This is a genomic window from Amnibacterium kyonggiense, from assembly GCF_004364555.1.
Taxonomy (GTDB): domain Bacteria; phylum Actinomycetota; class Actinomycetes; order Actinomycetales; family Microbacteriaceae; genus Amnibacterium; species Amnibacterium kyonggiense.
Genome location: NZ_SOAM01000001.1, coordinates 1,414,322 through 1,430,342, shown reverse-complemented (window position 1 = coordinate 1,430,342; position 16,021 = coordinate 1,414,322). Strand labels below are relative to the sequence as shown.

Annotated in this window: 16 protein-coding genes and 1 pseudogene; 6 read left to right on the top strand and 11 right to left on the bottom strand. The window is 74.4% G+C overall.

Annotated features, from left to right (window positions below; all coding sequences use genetic code 11):
* Positions 1-11 precede the first annotated feature (11 nt).
* The 5 genes from CLV52_RS07220 (at position 12) to CLV52_RS07200 (ending at position 4,303) form a co-directional block, all read left to right on the top strand.
* Complete coding sequence (locus CLV52_RS07220; RefSeq protein WP_133765549.1) at positions 12-1,334, top strand: NAD(P)/FAD-dependent oxidoreductase; 1,323 nt, start codon at positions 12-14, stop codon at positions 1,332-1,334.
* A 65-nt stretch (positions 1,335-1,399) separates the two neighbouring features.
* A complete protein-coding gene (sigJ, locus tag CLV52_RS07215; protein WP_133765548.1) occupies positions 1,400-2,329 on the top strand; it encodes an RNA polymerase sigma factor SigJ in 930 nt (309 codons plus the stop codon).
* 71 nt (positions 2,330-2,400) lie between these two features.
* Positions 2,401-3,150 carry an SDR family oxidoreductase gene (locus tag CLV52_RS07210; RefSeq protein WP_133765547.1) on the top strand — a complete coding sequence of 250 codons (750 nt, stop codon included), beginning with the start codon at positions 2,401-2,403 and terminating at the stop codon, positions 3,148-3,150.
* A complete protein-coding gene (locus CLV52_RS07205) occupies positions 3,147-3,560 on the top strand; it encodes a hypothetical protein (protein WP_133765546.1) in 414 nt (137 codons plus the stop codon). The genes CLV52_RS07210 and CLV52_RS07205 overlap by 4 nt, the downstream gene beginning before the upstream one ends.
* Positions 3,557-4,303 carry an SDR family oxidoreductase gene (locus CLV52_RS07200; RefSeq protein ID WP_133765545.1) on the top strand — a complete coding sequence of 249 codons (747 nt, stop codon included), beginning with the start codon at positions 3,557-3,559 and terminating at the stop codon, positions 4,301-4,303. The genes CLV52_RS07205 and CLV52_RS07200 overlap by 4 nt, the downstream gene beginning before the upstream one ends.
* Positions 4,304-4,339: 36 nt before the next feature.
* On the opposite strand, the gene CLV52_RS07195 is transcribed toward CLV52_RS07200, so the two are convergent.
* From CLV52_RS07195 to CLV52_RS07165, 8 genes and pseudogenes are all read right to left on the bottom strand, one after another.
* Positions 4,340-6,592 carry an ATP-binding protein gene (locus CLV52_RS07195; RefSeq protein ID WP_133765544.1) on the bottom strand — a complete coding sequence of 751 codons (2,253 nt, stop codon included), beginning with the start codon at positions 6,590-6,592 and terminating at the stop codon, positions 4,340-4,342.
* 124 nt (positions 6,593-6,716) lie between these two features.
* On the bottom strand, positions 6,717-7,709 hold the full coding sequence (locus tag CLV52_RS19040) for an MFS transporter (RefSeq protein WP_281276059.1): 993 nt from the start codon (positions 7,707-7,709) through the stop codon (positions 6,717-6,719).
* Between the two features lie 65 nt (positions 7,710-7,774).
* Positions 7,775-8,395 (bottom strand): annotated as a pseudogene (locus tag CLV52_RS19035) (MFS transporter); the annotation flags it as partial.
* A 70-nt stretch (positions 8,396-8,465) separates the two neighbouring features.
* Positions 8,466-9,428 carry an alpha/beta hydrolase gene (locus tag CLV52_RS07185; RefSeq protein WP_133765543.1) on the bottom strand — a complete coding sequence of 321 codons (963 nt, stop codon included), beginning with the start codon at positions 9,426-9,428 and terminating at the stop codon, positions 8,466-8,468.
* Between the two features lie 23 nt (positions 9,429-9,451).
* Positions 9,452-9,931, bottom strand: a complete 480-nt coding sequence (locus CLV52_RS07180; protein ID WP_133765542.1) for a MaoC family dehydratase — start codon at positions 9,929-9,931, stop codon at positions 9,452-9,454.
* Entirely contained in the window at positions 9,928-10,647 is a 720-nt protein-coding gene (locus tag CLV52_RS07175; protein WP_211342658.1) for an alpha/beta fold hydrolase, read from the bottom strand. The genes CLV52_RS07180 and CLV52_RS07175 overlap by 4 nt, the downstream gene beginning before the upstream one ends.
* Positions 10,648-10,755: 108 nt before the next feature.
* Entirely contained in the window at positions 10,756-11,814 is a 1,059-nt protein-coding gene (locus CLV52_RS07170; protein ID WP_246018000.1) for a methionine synthase, read from the bottom strand.
* Positions 11,811-12,803, bottom strand: coding sequence for a putative oxygenase MesX (locus tag CLV52_RS07165; RefSeq protein WP_133765895.1), 993 nt, complete (start codon positions 12,801-12,803; stop codon positions 11,811-11,813). Before CLV52_RS07165 ends, CLV52_RS07170 begins: the two co-directional genes overlap by 4 nt.
* 123 nt (positions 12,804-12,926) lie before the next feature.
* Between CLV52_RS07165 and CLV52_RS07160 the strand changes: the two genes are divergently transcribed.
* Positions 12,927-13,868, top strand: a complete 942-nt coding sequence (locus CLV52_RS07160; protein ID WP_133765540.1) for a LysR family transcriptional regulator — start codon at positions 12,927-12,929, stop codon at positions 13,866-13,868.
* Positions 13,869-13,906: 38 nt separating this feature from the next.
* Here CLV52_RS07160 and CLV52_RS07155 read toward each other — a convergent pair whose 3' ends face one another.
* The 3 genes from CLV52_RS07155 to CLV52_RS07145 all read right to left on the bottom strand — a co-directional run bounded on the left by CLV52_RS07155 (position 13,907) and on the right by CLV52_RS07145 (position 15,960).
* Positions 13,907-14,770: a serine hydrolase domain-containing protein gene (locus CLV52_RS07155; protein ID WP_133765539.1), complete on the bottom strand. Its 864-nt coding sequence runs from the start codon at positions 14,768-14,770 to the stop codon at positions 13,907-13,909.
* A 148-nt stretch (positions 14,771-14,918) separates the two neighbouring features.
* The gene (locus tag CLV52_RS07150; protein WP_133765538.1) at positions 14,919-15,314 is read right to left on the bottom strand and encodes a VOC family protein; all 396 of its coding nucleotides are present in this window, start codon (positions 15,312-15,314) and stop codon (positions 14,919-14,921) included.
* A 103-nt stretch (positions 15,315-15,417) separates the two neighbouring features.
* Positions 15,418-15,960: a GNAT family N-acetyltransferase gene (locus CLV52_RS07145; RefSeq protein ID WP_133765537.1), complete on the bottom strand. Its 543-nt coding sequence runs from the start codon at positions 15,958-15,960 to the stop codon at positions 15,418-15,420.
* Positions 15,961-16,021: the final 61 nt, after the last annotated feature.

Sequence of the window (16,021 nt, the reverse complement as noted above, 5' to 3'; positions counted from 1 at the left end):
CGAGGTGCCGGATGCAGGAGATCCTGATCGTGGGCGGCGGGTACGCCGGGTTCTACGCCGCCTGGGGGCTCGAGCGGCGGCTCCGGCCGGGTGAGGCGCACGTCACGGTGGTCGACCCCCGCCCGTACATGACGTACCAGCCGTTCCTCCCCGAGGTCGCGGCGGGATCCGTCGAGGCGCGGCACGCCGCCGTGTCGCACCGCCGGCACCTGCGGCGCACCCGGTTCGTCACCGGCGCCGTCACCCGCATCGACCACGCGCAGCGACGGGTGACCGTCGCGCCGGAGGACGGGCCGGCGTTCCCGCTCCCCTACGACGTCGTCGTGGTCACCGCGGGCGCGGTCACCCGGAAGTTCCCCGTGCCCGGCCTGGACGAGCAGGCGATCGGCATGAAGCACGTCGAGGAGGCGGTCGCGATCCGCGACGCGATCCTCACCGCCTTCGACCGCGCATCCGTGCTGCCGCCGGGACCCGAGCGGCGGAGGCTGCTCACCGTCACGTTCGTCGGCGGCGGGTTCTCCGGCGTCGAGGGCTTCGGCGAGACGCTCTCGCTCGCCACCGCGCTCCTCCGCTCCTACCCCGAGATCGCGCGGGACGAGCTCGCGTTCCACCTCGTCGAGGCGCGCGGCCGCATCCTGCCGGAGGTGAGCGACGGGCCGGGCCGCTGGGTCGTGCGGCACCTCGAGCGGCGCGGCGGCCGCGTGCACCTCGACACGCAGCTGCGCTCCGCGGTCGACGGGCACCTCGTCCTGTCCTCCGGCGAGGAGTTCGACACCGGCCTCCTGGTCTGGACCGCCGGCAACGCCGCGAACCCGGTCGTGACGTCGCACACGGACCTGCCGCTCACCGCGAACGGGTTCGTGCGGGTGGCGGCGACGCTGCAGGTGGAGGGCGACGACGAGGTGGTGCCGGGCGCGTGGGCGGCCGGCGACGACGCCGCGGTGCCGGACCTGACGGCATCGCGGGCCGGTGCGACGACGGTGCCGAACGCGCAGCACGCGGTCCGGCAGGGCAGGCGGCTGGCCGCGAACCTCGTCGCGGTCCTCCGCGGCGGCGCGCCCCGCCCCTACGTGCACCACGGCCTCGGGGTCGTCGCGACGCTCGGGCTCGGCCACGGCGTCTTCCAGTACGGGCGGCTCGTGATCACCGGGCCGCTCGCGTGGCTCATGCACCGCGGGTACCACGTGCTCGCCGTCCCGACGTGGGAGCGGAAGCTGCGCGTGCTCCTGGTCTGGGCGAGCGCCGTGGTCGGCGGGCGGGACATCGTCTCGCTCGCCGCCCTCGCGGAGCCCCGCCGCGCCTTCGTCAGCGGCGAGGCGGCGGGCCGGCGGTGACGCCGCGGCCGGTCCGCGTCGCGGCGCGTCCGGCGGCACGCCAGAGTGGGAGGGACGGAGGACGCATGGACCAGGAGCCGGTCGTCGGGACGGTCGACGAGCTGATGCACGAGCGACGGCGCCTCGTCGCGCTCGGGTACCGCATGCTCGGCACCCTGGCCGAGGCGGAGGACGCCGTGCAGGAGGCCTACGCCCGCTGGTACCGGATGACCGACGCGGAGCAGGCGGCCGTGCGCAACCCGCAGGGCTGGCTCACCCGCACCATGAGCCGGATCTGCCTCGACGTGCTCGGCTCCGCCCGCCGGCGTCGTGAGCGCTACGTCGGCGAGTGGCTGCCGGAGCCGGTGCCCGCCGACCTCTTCGCCGGGACCGCGCCGCAGCCCGCCGCGATCGGCGCCGACCCCCTCGACCGCGTCACCATCGACGACGAGGTGAGCACGGCCCTCCTCATCGTGATGGAGTCGATGACCCCGGCCGAGCGGGTCGCGTTCGTCCTGCACGACGTGTTCGCCCTGCCGTTCGAGGAGATCGGCACCATCGTGGGGCGCAGCGCGGCGGCGGTGCGGCAGCTCGCGACCTCCGCCCGCCGGCGCGTGCGCGACCACGACCTGCGGCCGTCGGACCGGACCGAGCACGACGCCGTCGCCGCGGCCTTCGCCCGCGCCTGCGCCACCGGCGACCTCGACGCGCTGACGGCGCTGCTCGACCCGTCCGTCACCCTCGTCTCCGACGGCGGCGGGATCGTCAGCGCTGCGCGTCGCCCGGTGCTCGGCGTCTCCAACGTCGCGCGCTTCATGCTCGGGATCATGGCGAAGCAGCCGACGCTGCGCCTCCACGCGAGCCGCACCGGCGACGGCCTCGCCTTCACCGCCCTCGCGCCCGACGGGACGGCCCGGTCGCTCGTCAACCTCGCCGTGCGCAACGGTCGGGTCACGGACGTGTGGCTGCAGGTGAACCCGCAGAAGCTCGGCGCCTGGGGCGTCGCCCCGGCCTGACCTCACGGAACGGCCTCCCGCGTCGTCATCTCCCTCGAGGCCGCTCCGCGGCCGGGAAGGACGACCGGATCATGAGGATCTTCATCGCGGGAGGGCGCGGGCACGTCGGCGCGCGGCTCGCCGATCGGCTCCGCCGGGACGGGCACGAGGTGGTGGTCGGCTCCCGCACGACCGGGGTCGACGTCGTCACCGGCGAGGGGCTCGGCGCCGCGCTCGCCGGCGTCGACGCGGTGGTCGACGTGCTGAACGCGCCGGTGCAGGAGGCGGAGGCCTCCGTCGAGTTCTTCCGCGGCACCACCCTGCGCCTGCTCGCCGCGGAGCTGACCACGGGGGTGCGGCACCACGTGCTGCTGTCGATCGTCGGAGCCGATCGCGCGCACGGGAACGGCTACTACGCCGGCAAGGTGGCGCAGGAGGACGCCCTCCGGGACCAGGAGGTGCCCTTCACCGTCATCCGCGCGACGCAGTTCCACGACTTCGTGCCGGCGATCGCCGACCGGCTGACGGTCCTCGGGGTCGTGCAGGCGTCGCGGACGCTGCTGCAGCCCGTGGACGTCGAGGACGTCGTCGACCTCCTCGCCGAGATCGCGACGGGCGACGCGCTCGGCGACGTCGTCGACATCGCCGGGCCCGACCGGTTCCACCTCGACGACCTGATCCGCGCGGCGCTCGCACAGCGCGGCGATCCGCGGGGCGTGCGGACCGGGGAGGGGAACGCGCTCGGCGCCGACGACGCCCGCTCGCTCGTCCCGCTCGGCGCGCACCGGACCGGAGCCCGCCGCTTCCCGGGCGCCGACGACATCCCGCCGGTGCGCGCATGACCGCGGTGAAGCGGGTCGCGCTCGCGCTGTCCGCGGCCCTCGGCCTCTTCGTCGGCGGCTGGGCGACCGTCTCGCCGCGCGGCTTCTACGACGCGTTCCCGGGCGTGCTCGGGCACTGGATCGACCTCGACGGCCCCTTCAACGAGCACCTCATCCGGGACGTCGGCGGCCTCTACCTCGCGCTCGCCGCGGCGAGCGTCGTCGTGCTCGTCCGGCGCAGCGCCTGGGCGCCGCTCGGCGCCGCGTGGACGGTGTTCGGGGTGCTGCACCTCGCTTACCACGCGACGCACCTCGGGGGCTTCCCGACGGTCGACGCCGTCGGCGCGATCGTGTCGCTCGCGGTGAGTCTCGCGCTCGGGATCGTGCTGCTCGTGCCGACCCGGCGCCCGGCCGAGGCGGTGGCCCGATGAGGCTCGCGGTCGCGGGCGCGACGGGCACCGTCGGCCGGCACGTGGTCGCGGCGGCGGAGCGGGCGGGCCACGTCGTCGTCCCGCTGTCGCGGCGCACCGGGACGGACCTGCTCGCGGACGTCGGCGTCGCCGCCGCGCTCGAGGGCGCGGACGCCGTCGTCGACGTGACGAGCACGGCCGCGCTCGGCCGTCGCGGATCGGTCGCGTTCTTCACCCGGGTGACGGAGACGCTGCTGCGCGCCGAGCGGATCGCGCACGTCCCGCACCACGTCGCGCTGTCCATCGTCGGGATCGACGGCATCGACGCCGGCTACTACGCGGGGAAGCTTCGCCAGGAGGCGCTCATCGCCGCGTCCGACCGGTCCGGCACCGTGCTGCGGGCGGCGCAGTTCCACGAGTTCGCGGGGCAGGTCGCGGGCCTCGTCCACGTCGGGCGGTGGACCGCGGTGCCGCGCGGGCTGGTGCGGCCCGTGGCCGCCGCGGAGGTCGGCGCCCGACTGGTCGAGCTCGCGACCGCCGCCCCGCAGGGCCGAGCGCCCGACCTGGTCGGCCCGCGCGACGAGGTGCTCGCGAGCATGGTCCGCCGGCTGCTCGCGTCCCGGGGCGACCGCTCGCGGGTCGTCGAGCTCGCGCTGCCCGGCCGGTACTGGCGCGGACTCGCGTCCGGCGTACTCCGCGGGGACGCGGGCGCGACGCGCGGGACGGTGACGTTCGACGACTGGCTGGCGGCGGAGCGCCGGTGAGCGGCCGGGATCGGCGCGGGCGGCCGCCCGCGCCGGTCAGGCCGTCGCTCGGCCGAGCGAGCGGAGCACGGCCTCGATCTCGTCCGCCCACCACTGCGGCCGGTGCGCGCCGGCCGCGTCGAGGGCGGCGCCGAGGTCCGTGATCGCGCCCGCCGCGTCGCCGCCGGCGGCGCGCGCGTGCCCGCGGACCGCGAGCAGGCGGGCGAAGTCGGACGGCGCCCCGCGTCGGTCGGCGATGTGGTCGAGCGCCTCCGTCGCGACCGCGTCCGCGGCAGCGGCCTCGCCGAGCCCGGTGAGCACCCGGCCGAGCGAGACCCACGCGGTCAGCCGCATCGAGTAGCGCTCCCGGTCCGAGACCCGCTCATCGGACCGGGCGAGCTCGACGAGCAGCGCCCGCAACTCGTCGGCCGCCCCGGTCGGATCGAAGGTCTCGCGGTGCGCCGCCTTCGCGATCCGCGCGTCGAGCGCCCCCTGCGCGTCGTCCGCGCGCCCGTGCAGGTCGACGGCCCGGTCGAACAGCGCCTGCGTCGCCCGGTCGTCCTCGCCGAGCTCCATCTGCGCGATCGCGACCTGCAGCGTCGCCTGCGCCTCCACGTCGACCGCCGCCACCGCGCGGGCGGCCGCGATCGACTCGGCCCCCACCCCCTTGGCGCGGACGTGGTCGAACGTCGCGTTGTTCAGCATCCAGGCCGCGTCCGCGAGGTGGCGGGCGACGAGGTGCTGATCGCCGATCGCCCTCGCCGACGTCACCGCGGTGAGGAGCAGGTCGGGCCAGCCGTGCCAGTGCTCGGACGACTCGGCGTAGGAGCGGAGGTACCGGACGTGCACGAGCAGCTGCTCGTGCGCCCCGTCGCCCGACATCGCGAAGAGCGCGCCGGTCCACCCGTCGAGCTCCTCCTGCAGCCACGCGTCGGCGGCGGGCGGGGAGTCGAAGCGCAGCTCCGGCCACGGCCGCATCGGCGGGTCGGGCAGCGGCGATGCCGAGAACAGGACCCCGGCGCGCGCGGCCGTGCCCGCGTACCAGCGGCGGGCGCGCTCGCGGACCTCGCGCTCGTCGTCCGGGTCCTCGCGCAGCCGCGCGGCGGCGAACAGCCGCAGCGGGTCGTGGAGGCGGAAGCGCTCGCGGTCGAGCGGTTCGACCAGCCCGAGGTGGGCGAGCTCCTCGAGCTCGTCGACGGCGTCGTCCTCCGTGCCGCTGCCGAACGCGGCGGCGGCCGCCGCGGAGAACGAGCTCGCGGGCAGCACCGACAGCGCGCGGAAGCACCACTGCTGCTGCGGGGTCAGCAGCGCGTAGGCGGCCGCGAAGGTGGTCTCGATCGCGAGGTCGCCGGCGGTCAGGGTGCGGAGGCGGCGGGAGTCGGATCGGAGGCGGTCGACGAGCCCGGCGGCGCGACGACCGGGCTGCGACGCGATCCGGCCGGCCACGATGCGCAGCGCGAGCGGCAGGTCCCCGCACAGCTCGGCGAGCTCGTCGACGTCCACCCCCGCGAGCTGGGCGGCGGGGATCGCGCGCCGCAGGAACGTCACCGACGCGTCCCGGGGCAGCGGTCCGATGCGGACGTGGCGGACGCCCTCCAGCCCGGCGAGGCTGCGCCGCGACGTGGTGACGACGCGCGACCGGCGGTCGACGGCGAGCACCGGCCGCACCTGCGACTCCATCCCCGCGTCGTCGAGCACGACGACGGCCGGGCCGGCTGCGACGGCGCGCTGCCACGCCGCCGCGGCGGCGTCGAACGCGACGGGGACGTCGGCGTCCCCCGGCACCTGGCGCAGCAGCGCCTGCAGCACCTGCAGCGGGGTCAGCGGCCGGTCGGTCGCGCCGCCGAGGTTCACGAAGTACAGCTCGCGGTCGTCGAGGCGGGCGGTCCGCACCGCTTCGAGCGCGAGGGAGGTCTTCCCGGAGCCGGGCGCGCCGCTCACCACGATCGGCTCGCACGGCAGCGAGCCGTCGCCGCCGTGCCGCAGCAGCCCGACCAGGAGCTCGAGCTCCTGCTCGCGGCCGGTGAAGTCCGCCAGCCGGTGCGGGCGGACCGACTCGGCCGTCGGCGCCTCCTCCGCCGTGCGGGCGCGGCGCCCCGCCGCGAGCAGCTCCGCCCGCTCGGACGGCGGCAGCGCGAGGCCCTCGGCGAGCGCTGCGAGAGTGCCGCGGCGCGGGGCCGCGCTGACGCCGCGCTCGATGTCGCCGATGGAGCGGTCGCTGACGCCGGAACGCTGCGCGAGGACCTCGAGCGTCAGGTCGCGTTCGAGGCGCAGCCGGCGGAGGAGCTCACCGATCGGCGGAGCGGGCACGGGCGAGGGACTCCAGGACGTCGTTCGGGCGGATCACGCCGATGATGCCACGGCCGGGCGCAGCTCCTCGGCCGGCTCGTACTCCCCCTCGGCCGCCGGGTGCGGCATCGGACCGGCGATCGCGTCAGCGGTGACCCGGGTCCTCCTGTCCGGAGGCCGTCGCGGCGCTCGGTGAGGGCGCCTGGCGAGCGGAGCGCGGCGGGGCGACGGCGCGGACGGGGAACGCGTGCCGCTCAGCAGGATCGACCGCGACGAGCGCCCGCACCGCGTCGAGCTGCTGCCGGTCGTACCCCGTCCACCGCTCCGCGCTGCCCCGGCCGAACTCCCGCCAGGACGGCACCGTGAACTCCTCCACGAACACGCCCGCCTCATCCCCGCTGCGGAGGAGGCGCCACGCGCTCGCGCCGGTGCGCCTGCGGGACCGCTCCAGCCGCGCCATCGCCGCGAGGAACGCGGCCTCCGCCCCGTCCCGCAGCCGGTACGTCACCGTGATCGTGACCGGCCCGTCGGCCGGGCCGGGCTCGAACACGAGCGTCGGCGAGCCCGCGGACAGGGCGACGATGCTCCGGTCGAGCGTGCCGGTGGAGGGGCGCAGCGGCAGGAGCGGCACGGACGCGGCCACGAGCGCGAGCAGGGCGGCTGCGACGAGCAGCGTCGGCCCGACGCCGATCGCGGCGGCGACGAGCCCCCACACGAAGGAGGCGACGCCCTGCCCGCCGAGGAAGACGAGCAGGTACACGGCGACGCCGCGGGCCCGCACCCAGCCGGCCAGGCTCAGCTGCAGCGCGGCGTTCAGCGTCGTGAGCGTCACGATCCACGCGGCGCCCGTGAGCACGAACACGAGGAGCGCGAGCCAGAGCGGGGCGAGCACCGCCGCGACGAGGCCGAGCGCGTACGCGAGGGCCGAGCCCGCGAGCAGCCAGGACGGCGAGCACCGCCGCCGGAGCACCGGCATCGCGGCGACGCCGAGCACCGCGCCCGCGCCGAGCACCCCGAGCGCGAGTCCGTAGCCCTTCGCGGAGAGGTGCAGCTGCGTCGTCGCGACGGACGGCAGCAGCGCCCACAGCGCGCACGCGGGCGCCGCGAACAGGACGGAGCGGAGCAGGATGCGCCGCACCCCGGCGCGGCGCGGACGTAGCGGAGGCCCGCGGCGAGCGCCGCGACGAACGGCTCCCGGCCGAGCGCCGCCGCCTGCTCCGGCCGCCGCCACCGGACGAGGACCACGAGCACGCCGACGAAGGAGAGGGTGTTCAGCGCGAACACCGGCGTCGGTCCGGCGAGGCCGACCAGCACCCCGGCGATCGCCGGGCCGATCGCGCGGGCGCCGTTCACCGTCACGCTGCCGAGCGACGCCGCGGCGGGCACCTCCTCCCGCGGCACGAGCTCCGGCTGGATCGTCTGCCACGCCGGACTCGTCAGCGCGCTCGCGCAGCCGAGGAGGAAGGTGAGGGCGAGGAGGCTCCACGGCGAGAGCAGGCCCGCTCCGCTCAGCACGGCGAGCACCGCGGCGACGGCGGTCGACGCGGCGGTCGTCACGACGAGCAGCACGCGGCGGTCGAGCACGTCGGCGAGCACCCCGGCGACGAGGGACAGCAGCAGCACCGGCAGCAGGCCGGCCGTCTGCACCCAGGCGACGAGCGCCGGCGAATGCGTCCGCTCGACGAGGAACCACTGCGCGCCGACCGACTGCATCCAGCTGCCGAGGTTCGACGCGAGCTGCGCGAGCCACAGGGCACGGAACACGGGGCGGGCGAGCGGCGCCCAGGCGCCCGGGGCCCGCCCTGTCGTCGAGACCGAGGTCATCGGGGCCTCCCGGCCGGGGACAGGGCTCCGCCCCGACGCGCGGAGCACGTCGGGGCGGAGCCGGACCGGGTCACGCGCTGAGCGCGGCCCTGAGGAACGCGACCGCCTGGGCGATCGCCGCCTTCGAGGCGAAGGTGTCGTGCATCGCGTTCACCATCACGAAGTCGTGGATGATCGCGGAGTACGTCACGTGGGTGACGGGCACCCCGGCCGTGCGGAGCAGGTCGGCGTAGCCGGCGCCGTCGTCGTGGAGGACGTCCTCCTCGCCGTTGATGATCAGCGCGGGCGGCAGGCCGGTGAGCTGCTCGGGCTTCGCGCGCAGCGGCGACGCCGTGATCTGCGCGCGGTCCTCCTCGCTCGTCGTGTACTGGTCCCAGTACCACTGCATCGCGGTGCGGGTCAGCCAGTACCCGTCCGCCCAGCGCAGGTACGAGGGCGTGTCGAAGCCCGCGTCCGTCACCGGGTAGAAGAGGACCTGCGCCGCGAACGACACGTCGCCCCGCTCCTTCGCCATCAGCGTCAGCGCGATCGCCATGTTGCCGCCGACGGAGTCCCCGCAGATCGCGATGCGGGACGTGTCCAGGCCATCCTCCGCGCCGTGCTCCGCCACCCACTTCGCGACGGCGTACGACTGCTCGTTCGCGACCGGGTAATGCACGTCGGGGCTGCGGTCGTACTCCGGGAACACGACGGCCGCGCCGGTGCCGATCACGAGGTCGCGGACGAGCCGGTCGTGGGTGTGGGCGTCGCCGAAGACCCAGCCGGCGCCGTGCGTGTACACGACGACCGGCAGCGGGCCGGCGCTGCCGACGGGCTTCACGATCCGGGTGCGGACCGATCCGGTCGGGCCGCCCTCGACGGTGATCCAGCGGTCGTCGACCTCCGGCTTGTCGATCGGCGAGTCCTGGACGCCGTCGACCGTCGTGCGCCCCTCCGCCGGCGGCAGCTGGTACAGGTACGGCGGGTTCGCGGTCGCCTCGGCGAACGCCTGCGCGGCGGGCTCGAGCGACACGTGATGCGGGTTGGCGGGCATGGAGCTTCCTTCCTCCGGTCGGGTCATGCTGCGGTCCGCAGCAGGTACTGGTGCTCGCCGTCGAGGACGAGCACGCCGTCCGCGCGGTGCACGGTCGCCCGTGTCGTGACGGTCCCCGTCCCGTCGCCGTGCGGGGTGAGCGCCGTGATCTCGAGCTGCGGGTAGAGGGTGTCGCCTGCGTGCACCTCCGCGAGGAACCGGGCGGACACGCTCGTGAACGCGATGAACACCTCGCCGATCACGTGCGGGAACGACGTCGCGCCCGGCGCGGTGAACGCGAGCACCTGCAGGCCGTGGACCACCGGCGCCGGGTGGCCGTGCGCCGTCGCCCACACCGCGTCGTAGTGCACCGGATGGTTGTCGGCGGAGACGGCCTGGAAGGCGCTCGCGTGCGCGTCGGTGAGGGTCCGACTCGGCGCCCGGAACACGTCGCCGATGCGCAGGTCCTCGAACCGCTTCGGCGGCACGATCGCGAAGTCGGCCGGGTCGAACGCCTCCGTCACGCGGTGACCTCGGCGACGGCCGTGCTGATCACCTCGACGACCCGCTCCGGGAAGGCGTGCATGATCAGGTGCGGAGCCCCCTCGACCTCGACGACCTCGCGCATGTTCGCGCGGCCGTAGCCGAAGCGCTCGACCTCGGGGTTGATCGTGTGGTCGGCGCCCGAGACGATGCCCCAGCTCGGCTTCGTCTTCCAGGCGACGGCGGACGCGCCCTCGCCGAACGCGATCGCCGACAGCGGGCGCTGCGACACCGCGAGCACGCCGGCCGTTGCCGGGTCGACCCCGCCCGCGAACACTGCGGGGAAGGCGTCGATCTTGACGGACACGTCGGTGCCGTCCGTCCCGTCCGGCAGCGTGTACGGCGTGTACACGAGGTTCGCGGCGAGGTCCGAGTCGGGGAACCCGCCCTGGAGCCGGCCGAGGCTCTCCCCCTCGTCGAGCGCGTAGCCCGACACGTAGACGAGGCCGACGACGTTCTCCGCGACGCCCGCCACGGTGATCACCGCGCCGCCGTAGGAGTGGCCGACGAGCAGCACCGGGCCGTCGATCTGCTCGACGAAGCGCCGGATGTACGCGGCGTCGCCCGGGAGGCTCCGGTTGAACACGGGCGGGACGAGCACGGTGTGCCCCGCGTCGAGCAGCAGCCGGGTCACCGGCGCCCAGCTCGCGGAGTCGGCGAACGCGCCGTGGACGAGGACGATGGTCGGATTCATGATCGCCTTCCTGCGATGAGGTCGTGCCTCGATCTCAGTCGGACGGCGGACCGCGGACCAGGAAGTTCGGAGGAGGTTTCGGGGACTGCGTACGCCCCGACGGCGCACCCGTCAGCGCGCGGCGGCGAGCTCCTCCCGGAGCAGGGCGGCGCCCGCGGCGAGCGCGCCGAGCTTCTCCTGCGCGACCGTCCTCGGCAGCGGCGCCATCCCGCAGTTCGTGCTCGCGACGAGCCGGTCCGCGTCGACGAAGGCGAGCGCCGCACGGAGGGTGTCGGCGACCTCCTCCGGCGTCTCGACCTGCTCGCTCGCCACGTCGATCGCCCCGAGCATCACCTTCTTGCCGCGGATGAGCTCGATCAGGTCGACCGGGACGTGGGAGTGGTGGCTCTCGAGCGAGACGGTGTCGATCGACGACTGCTGCAGGAGCGGGAAGGACCGCTCGTACTGGCGCCACTCGGCACCGAGGGTCGCCTTCCAGTCGGTGTTCGCCTTGATCCCGTAGCCGTAGCAGATGTGCACGACGGTCTCCGCGCGCAGCCCCTCGGCGGCCAGCTCGAGCGCCGCGACGCCCCAGTCGCGTACCTCGTCGTGGAAGACGTTGAACGCGGGCTCGTCGAACTGGACGACGTCCACCCCGGCCGCCTCGAGCTCGCGCGCCTCCTGGTTGAGGATCGCCGCGAACTCGCGGGCCAGCCGCTCCCGGCTGCCGTAGTACCGGTCCGCGAGGGTGTCGACCATCGTCATCGGGCCGGGCAGCGCCCACTTGATCGGCTGGTCGGTCAGCGTCCGGAGGAACGCCGCGTCCTCGACGAACACCGGGCGGTCGCGCCGCACCGGACCGACGACGGTCGGCACGCTCGCGTCGTAGCGGGCGCGGATCCGGACCGTCTCGCGGTGCTCGAAGTCGACGCCGGCCAGGTGCTCGATGAAGGTCGTGACGAAGTGCTGCCGGGTCTGCTCGCCGTCGCTGAGGACGTCGATGCCGCGGCGGCGCTGCTCCTCCACGACGACCCGGAGCGCGTCCTGCTTGCCCTCGGCGAGCGCGTCGCCCTGCAGCTTCCAGGGCGACCAGAGCGTCTCCGGCTCGGCCAGCCAGGCCGGCTTCGGCAGGCTGCCGACGATCGACGTGGGCAGCAGCGCGGGCGCGCCGGCGCGGTCGCGGGCGCTCAACCGACGAGCGCCGGGTGGTCGGCGGCCCACTGCGCGAGGGCCTCGCGGTGCGGCTCGATGAGGTGCTGCTGTGTGAACCGCCCCTGCGTGATCGCGAGCCGGCTGCGCTCCTCGCGGTCGTAGTCGATCTGCGTCCGCGAGAAGTCCTGCTGCTCCAGGCTCGGCTTGTAGACGCTCGGCGCGGCCGCGTTCGCGTTGTAGATCTCCGGCCGGTAGATCTTCTGGAACGCCTCCATCGTGCTGATCGTGCCGATCAGCTGCAGGTCCGTGTAGTCGTTCAGCAGGTCGCCGCGGAAGTAGAACGCGAACGGCGCGACCGAGCCGCGCGGCATGAAGCAGCGCACCCGGAGGCCCATCTTCGCGAAGTACTCGTCGGTCAGGGACTGGTCGTCCTGCTGGTACTCGACGCCGAGGATCGGGTGCCGGTCGTCGGTGCGGCGGTACGTCCTGCTCGTGGAGACGCTGATGCAGATCACCGGGGACTGCGCGAAGCGCTCGCGGTACGCGGCGGAGCCGAGGAAGTGCTGGAACAGCTTCCCGTGCAGGTCGCCGAAGTCCTCCGGCAGCGTGAACCCGCCCGCCTCCGCGCTGACCGCGGGCAGGCGGACGCTGAAGTCGTAGTCGCGGACGTAGGAGGAGAAGCTGTTGCCGAGGATCCCGCGGCGCCGCTCGCCGGTCCACAGGTCGACGATCGTGGTGTCGAGCATCTCGAGCAGCGGGAACCGGCGGTCGTCGCCCTCCGCCGCGAACTCCAGCTCGACGGACACGATCTCGATCTCCACCGCGTACCGGTCACCACTCGGGTTGTCCCAGTCGGCGAGGTCGTTGAACCGCCGGTCGATCATCGTGAGCGCCCGGCGGAGGTTCTGCTGCCGCTGCTCGCCGCGGGCCAGGTTGGCGAAGTTCGTCGTGATGCGGGAGCTCGTCGAGGGCGTGTAGTCCTCGTCGAACCGGGTGGTCGTGACGTGGAACCCGAAGTCGTTCGCCATGCGCGGCCAATCCAGTGCCTGGTCGGCCGGAACGGCCGGGTGGAAGTCGATGCCGTCATGCTCCCGGTCGCCGGAGGTCATCGGGTAATCGGACCTCGCGATGGATCCCTATAGTCACTCACTATGGCCAGGCGGACGAGCGGCGTGACGCTGCAGCAGCTCCACTACTTCATCGAGGTCGCCGCGGAGGGGTCGATCTCCGCGGCCGCCGAGCTGCTCTACGTCGCGCAGCCGACGATGTCCGCGGCGATGAAGGACCTCGAGGCCCGTGTCGGCCGGGACCTGCTCGTCCGCTCCGCCCGCGGCGTCGCGCTCACGACCGACGGTACGGAGTTCCTCGGCTACGCCCGACAGGTCGTGGAGCAGGTCGCGCTGCTCGAGCAGCGCTACCTCGGCCGGCCGCCCTCGCGCCGCCTGCTCGGGGTGTCGGCGCAGCACTACTCGTTCGCGGTCGACGCGTTCGTCCGCATGGTGAAGCGCTCGGACGCGGCCGAGTACGAGTTCTCCCTGCGGGAGACGCGGACCTTCGACATCATCGAGGACGTCCGGACCCTCCGCAGCGAGCTCGGCATCGTCTACCGCAACGACTTCAACCGGGACGTGTTGGACAAGCTGCTGCGCGACTCGGGGCTCGCGTTCCACCCGCTCTTCCTCGCGGAGCCGCACATCTTCGTCGCCCGGAAGAACCCGCTCGCGACCCTGGGCCGCGCGACGCTCGCCGACCTCGCCGACCTGCCGCGGCTCACCTTCGACCAGGGCGCGAACAACTCCTTCTACTTCGCGGAGGAGATCCTCTCCACGCTGTCGAGCAGGCGGGAGATCCGCGTCTCCGACCGGGCGACGATCTTCAACCTGATGATCGGGCTGGACGGGTACACGATCTCGACCGGCATCATCAGCGACGACCTCGACCCGGAGATCGTCGCCGTCCCGCTCGACGTCGACGAGCGCATCGAGATCGGCTGGATCGGTCACGCCGCGATCCCGCTCACCGAGCTGGCGCAGACCTACCTCGCCGAGGTGCGCTCCGTGGTCGCCGGGTTCGGCGTGACCCTGCTCGGCTGAGCGCCTCCGGGACGTCGAAGCAGGGCGTCCCGCGCGTCTCAGGTCGCGGTGACCTCTACGGCGAGCGCCGAGATGCGGTCCTCCCCCTCCTCCTCGTGGCCGGTGACGGTCACGACGGCGTCGCCGTGGACGACGACGAACTGCCCGTAGCGGCCCTCGAGCCGCCACGCGTCGCCGGGGCCGGCCCAGGTCGCGAGGCCGTAGCGCTCCATCGGCGCCTCCCGCCCGGTCTCGACCCAGTCGGCGTGCATCGCGTCGACCCAGGCGGCGCTGACGAGCCGCCGATCGCCCCACCGGCCGCGGTCGAGCAGGAGGTCGCCGATGCGCGCGAGCTCCTCCGTGCGCAGCTCCAGCCCGGTGCCGCCGACGATGAAGCCGAGCGGGCAGCGATGCCACTGCGGGTCGTCGATGCCGAGCGGGTCGAAGAGCCGGGGCAGCAGCCAGTCGCGCACGTCGCCGACGCGCGAGGCGAGCAGCCGCATCGCGACGTAGGTGCTGGCGTCCGAGTACTGGAAGACGCGGCCCCGCGACGGCCGGACGAGCATCGCCGCGGCGAGGTCCGGCCCGGGGACCGGCTCGTGGCCGAACCACAGGAAGTCGATCCCGCTCGTCATCGTCAGCAGGTGCCGCAACGTCACGGCAGCGACGCCGTCGCCGAGCGGCAGGTCCGGGAACACCTCCCCGACGGTCAGGTCGAGGGTCAGCAGCCCCTCGTCGACCGCGATGCCCGCCGCGAGCGCGCAGACCCCCTTCGACACCGAGTACAGGTTCTCCCGATCGTCGCTGCGCCAGCGGTGCGCGGCCCGCTCGTCCCCGACGCGGATCGCGACGCCGTGGACGCCGAGCCCCTCGTGATCGACGGCGGCGACGAAGGACCGGAGCGCATCGGCGGCGGTGACCATGGCGGCATCGTAGGGAGCGCGCCCGACGGCGAGGCGACCGGGAGGTAGCCGGGTCCGCGAGCATCCTCCGCCCTTGCGAGGGATCTTGCTCACGCTTCTTGCCGCCGCGACGACGTCGCGGCGGCAAGAAGCGTGAGCAGAGTCCCGATCAGCGCTCGGCGAAGCGACCCGATCCGGGCGCGGTCTGCTGCAGGATCAGGCCGTTTCCGTCCGGGTCCCGGACCTGGAGGTAGCGGCCCCACGGCGCCTCCGGCAGCCCGCCCTCGACGGGCGCGCCCAGGTCCCGCAGTCGTCGGAGGTCGCCTTCGACGTCGTCCGTCTCGAGCACGAGCCCGGTCAGCGATCCGGCCGGCATCGAGTCGAACCAGGTGACGAGCGTGATCGCGGTCTCGCCGCCGACGGGTCGGACGCGCACCCAGCGGCGGCCGGGCCCCATCGGCCGGTCCTCGACCAGCTCCATCCCGAGCACGTCGACGTAGAAGTCGCGCGCCCGGTCCTGGTCGGTCACGGGGACGGAGAAGAGCTGCACACCGCGGATCGCCACCGCGTCATCCTGCCGGGTTCGCGGATCCGGAGATCCCCCGGGACACGCGGGACGAACGGCCTCTCAGGCGGCGCGGCGCCAAGGATCTCCGGATCCGTGGGCGTCAGCGCGGGCCCGCGTCGCGGACGTACCAGAGTGAGTCGCCGCGCTCGGCGTCGCGGTCGATCCGGCCCGACTCTCGGAACCCGACCTTCCCCGCGACACTGCGAGACGGCGCGTTCCAGTCGCGGATCGTCGCCCAGAGCCTTGTCCACCCCGCGACGTCGGCCGCCGCGACGAGCGCCCGGGCCGCCTCGGTCGCGATGCCGTGCCCGTGGATGCGCCGGAGGAGCTCGTACGCGAGCTCCGGCTCCGCCTCGGTCGCCTGCCCGACGACGAGACCGCAGTAGCCCGCGAATCCAGGGGTCGAGCGCTGCTCGACGACGAGGAGCGCGAGGCCGGTACGCTCCTGAGCCGTCACGGCATCATGGATCTGCTCGCGCAGCTCGTCGACGGTCGGCCGCCCGTCGGGGGTGATGCGGCGCCGGGCACGCGGGTCGCGCTCCGCCCACAGCGAGCGCAGGGCGGGAGCGTCGTCCTCCGACCACGGCCGGAGAATCAGCCGCTCGGTCTCGATCCGGAGCGGCAGGACCGGTTGCGCATGCACCCTCGCACCCTAGGAGACCACTTCGCTCACGCTTCTTGCCGCCGCGACGACGTCGCGGCGG

Excerpts from the sequence above, each read along its gene's own strand:
- CLV52_RS07220 (WP_133765549.1), top strand. The coding sequence starts at position 12 with ATGCAGGAGATCCTGATCGTGGGCGGCGGGTACGCCGGGTTCTACGCC.
- sigJ (WP_133765548.1), top strand. The coding sequence starts at position 1,400 with ATGGACCAGGAGCCGGTCGTCGGGACGGTCGACGAGCTGATGCACGAG.
- CLV52_RS07210 (WP_133765547.1), top strand. The coding sequence starts at position 2,401 with ATGAGGATCTTCATCGCGGGAGGGCGCGGGCACGTCGGCGCGCGGCTC.
- CLV52_RS07205 (WP_133765546.1), top strand. The coding sequence starts at position 3,147 with ATGACCGCGGTGAAGCGGGTCGCGCTCGCGCTGTCCGCGGCCCTCGGC.
- CLV52_RS07200 (WP_133765545.1), top strand. The coding sequence starts at position 3,557 with ATGAGGCTCGCGGTCGCGGGCGCGACGGGCACCGTCGGCCGGCACGTG.
- CLV52_RS07185 (WP_133765543.1), bottom strand. The coding sequence starts at position 9,428 with ATGCCCGCCAACCCGCATCACGTGTCGCTCGAGCCCGCCGCGCAGGCG.
- CLV52_RS07165 (WP_133765895.1), bottom strand. The coding sequence starts at position 12,803 with ATGGCGAACGACTTCGGGTTCCACGTCACGACCACCCGGTTCGACGAG.
- CLV52_RS07160 (WP_133765540.1), top strand. The coding sequence starts at position 12,927 with ATGGCCAGGCGGACGAGCGGCGTGACGCTGCAGCAGCTCCACTACTTC.
- CLV52_RS07155 (WP_133765539.1), bottom strand. The coding sequence starts at position 14,770 with ATGGTCACCGCCGCCGATGCGCTCCGGTCCTTCGTCGCCGCCGTCGAT.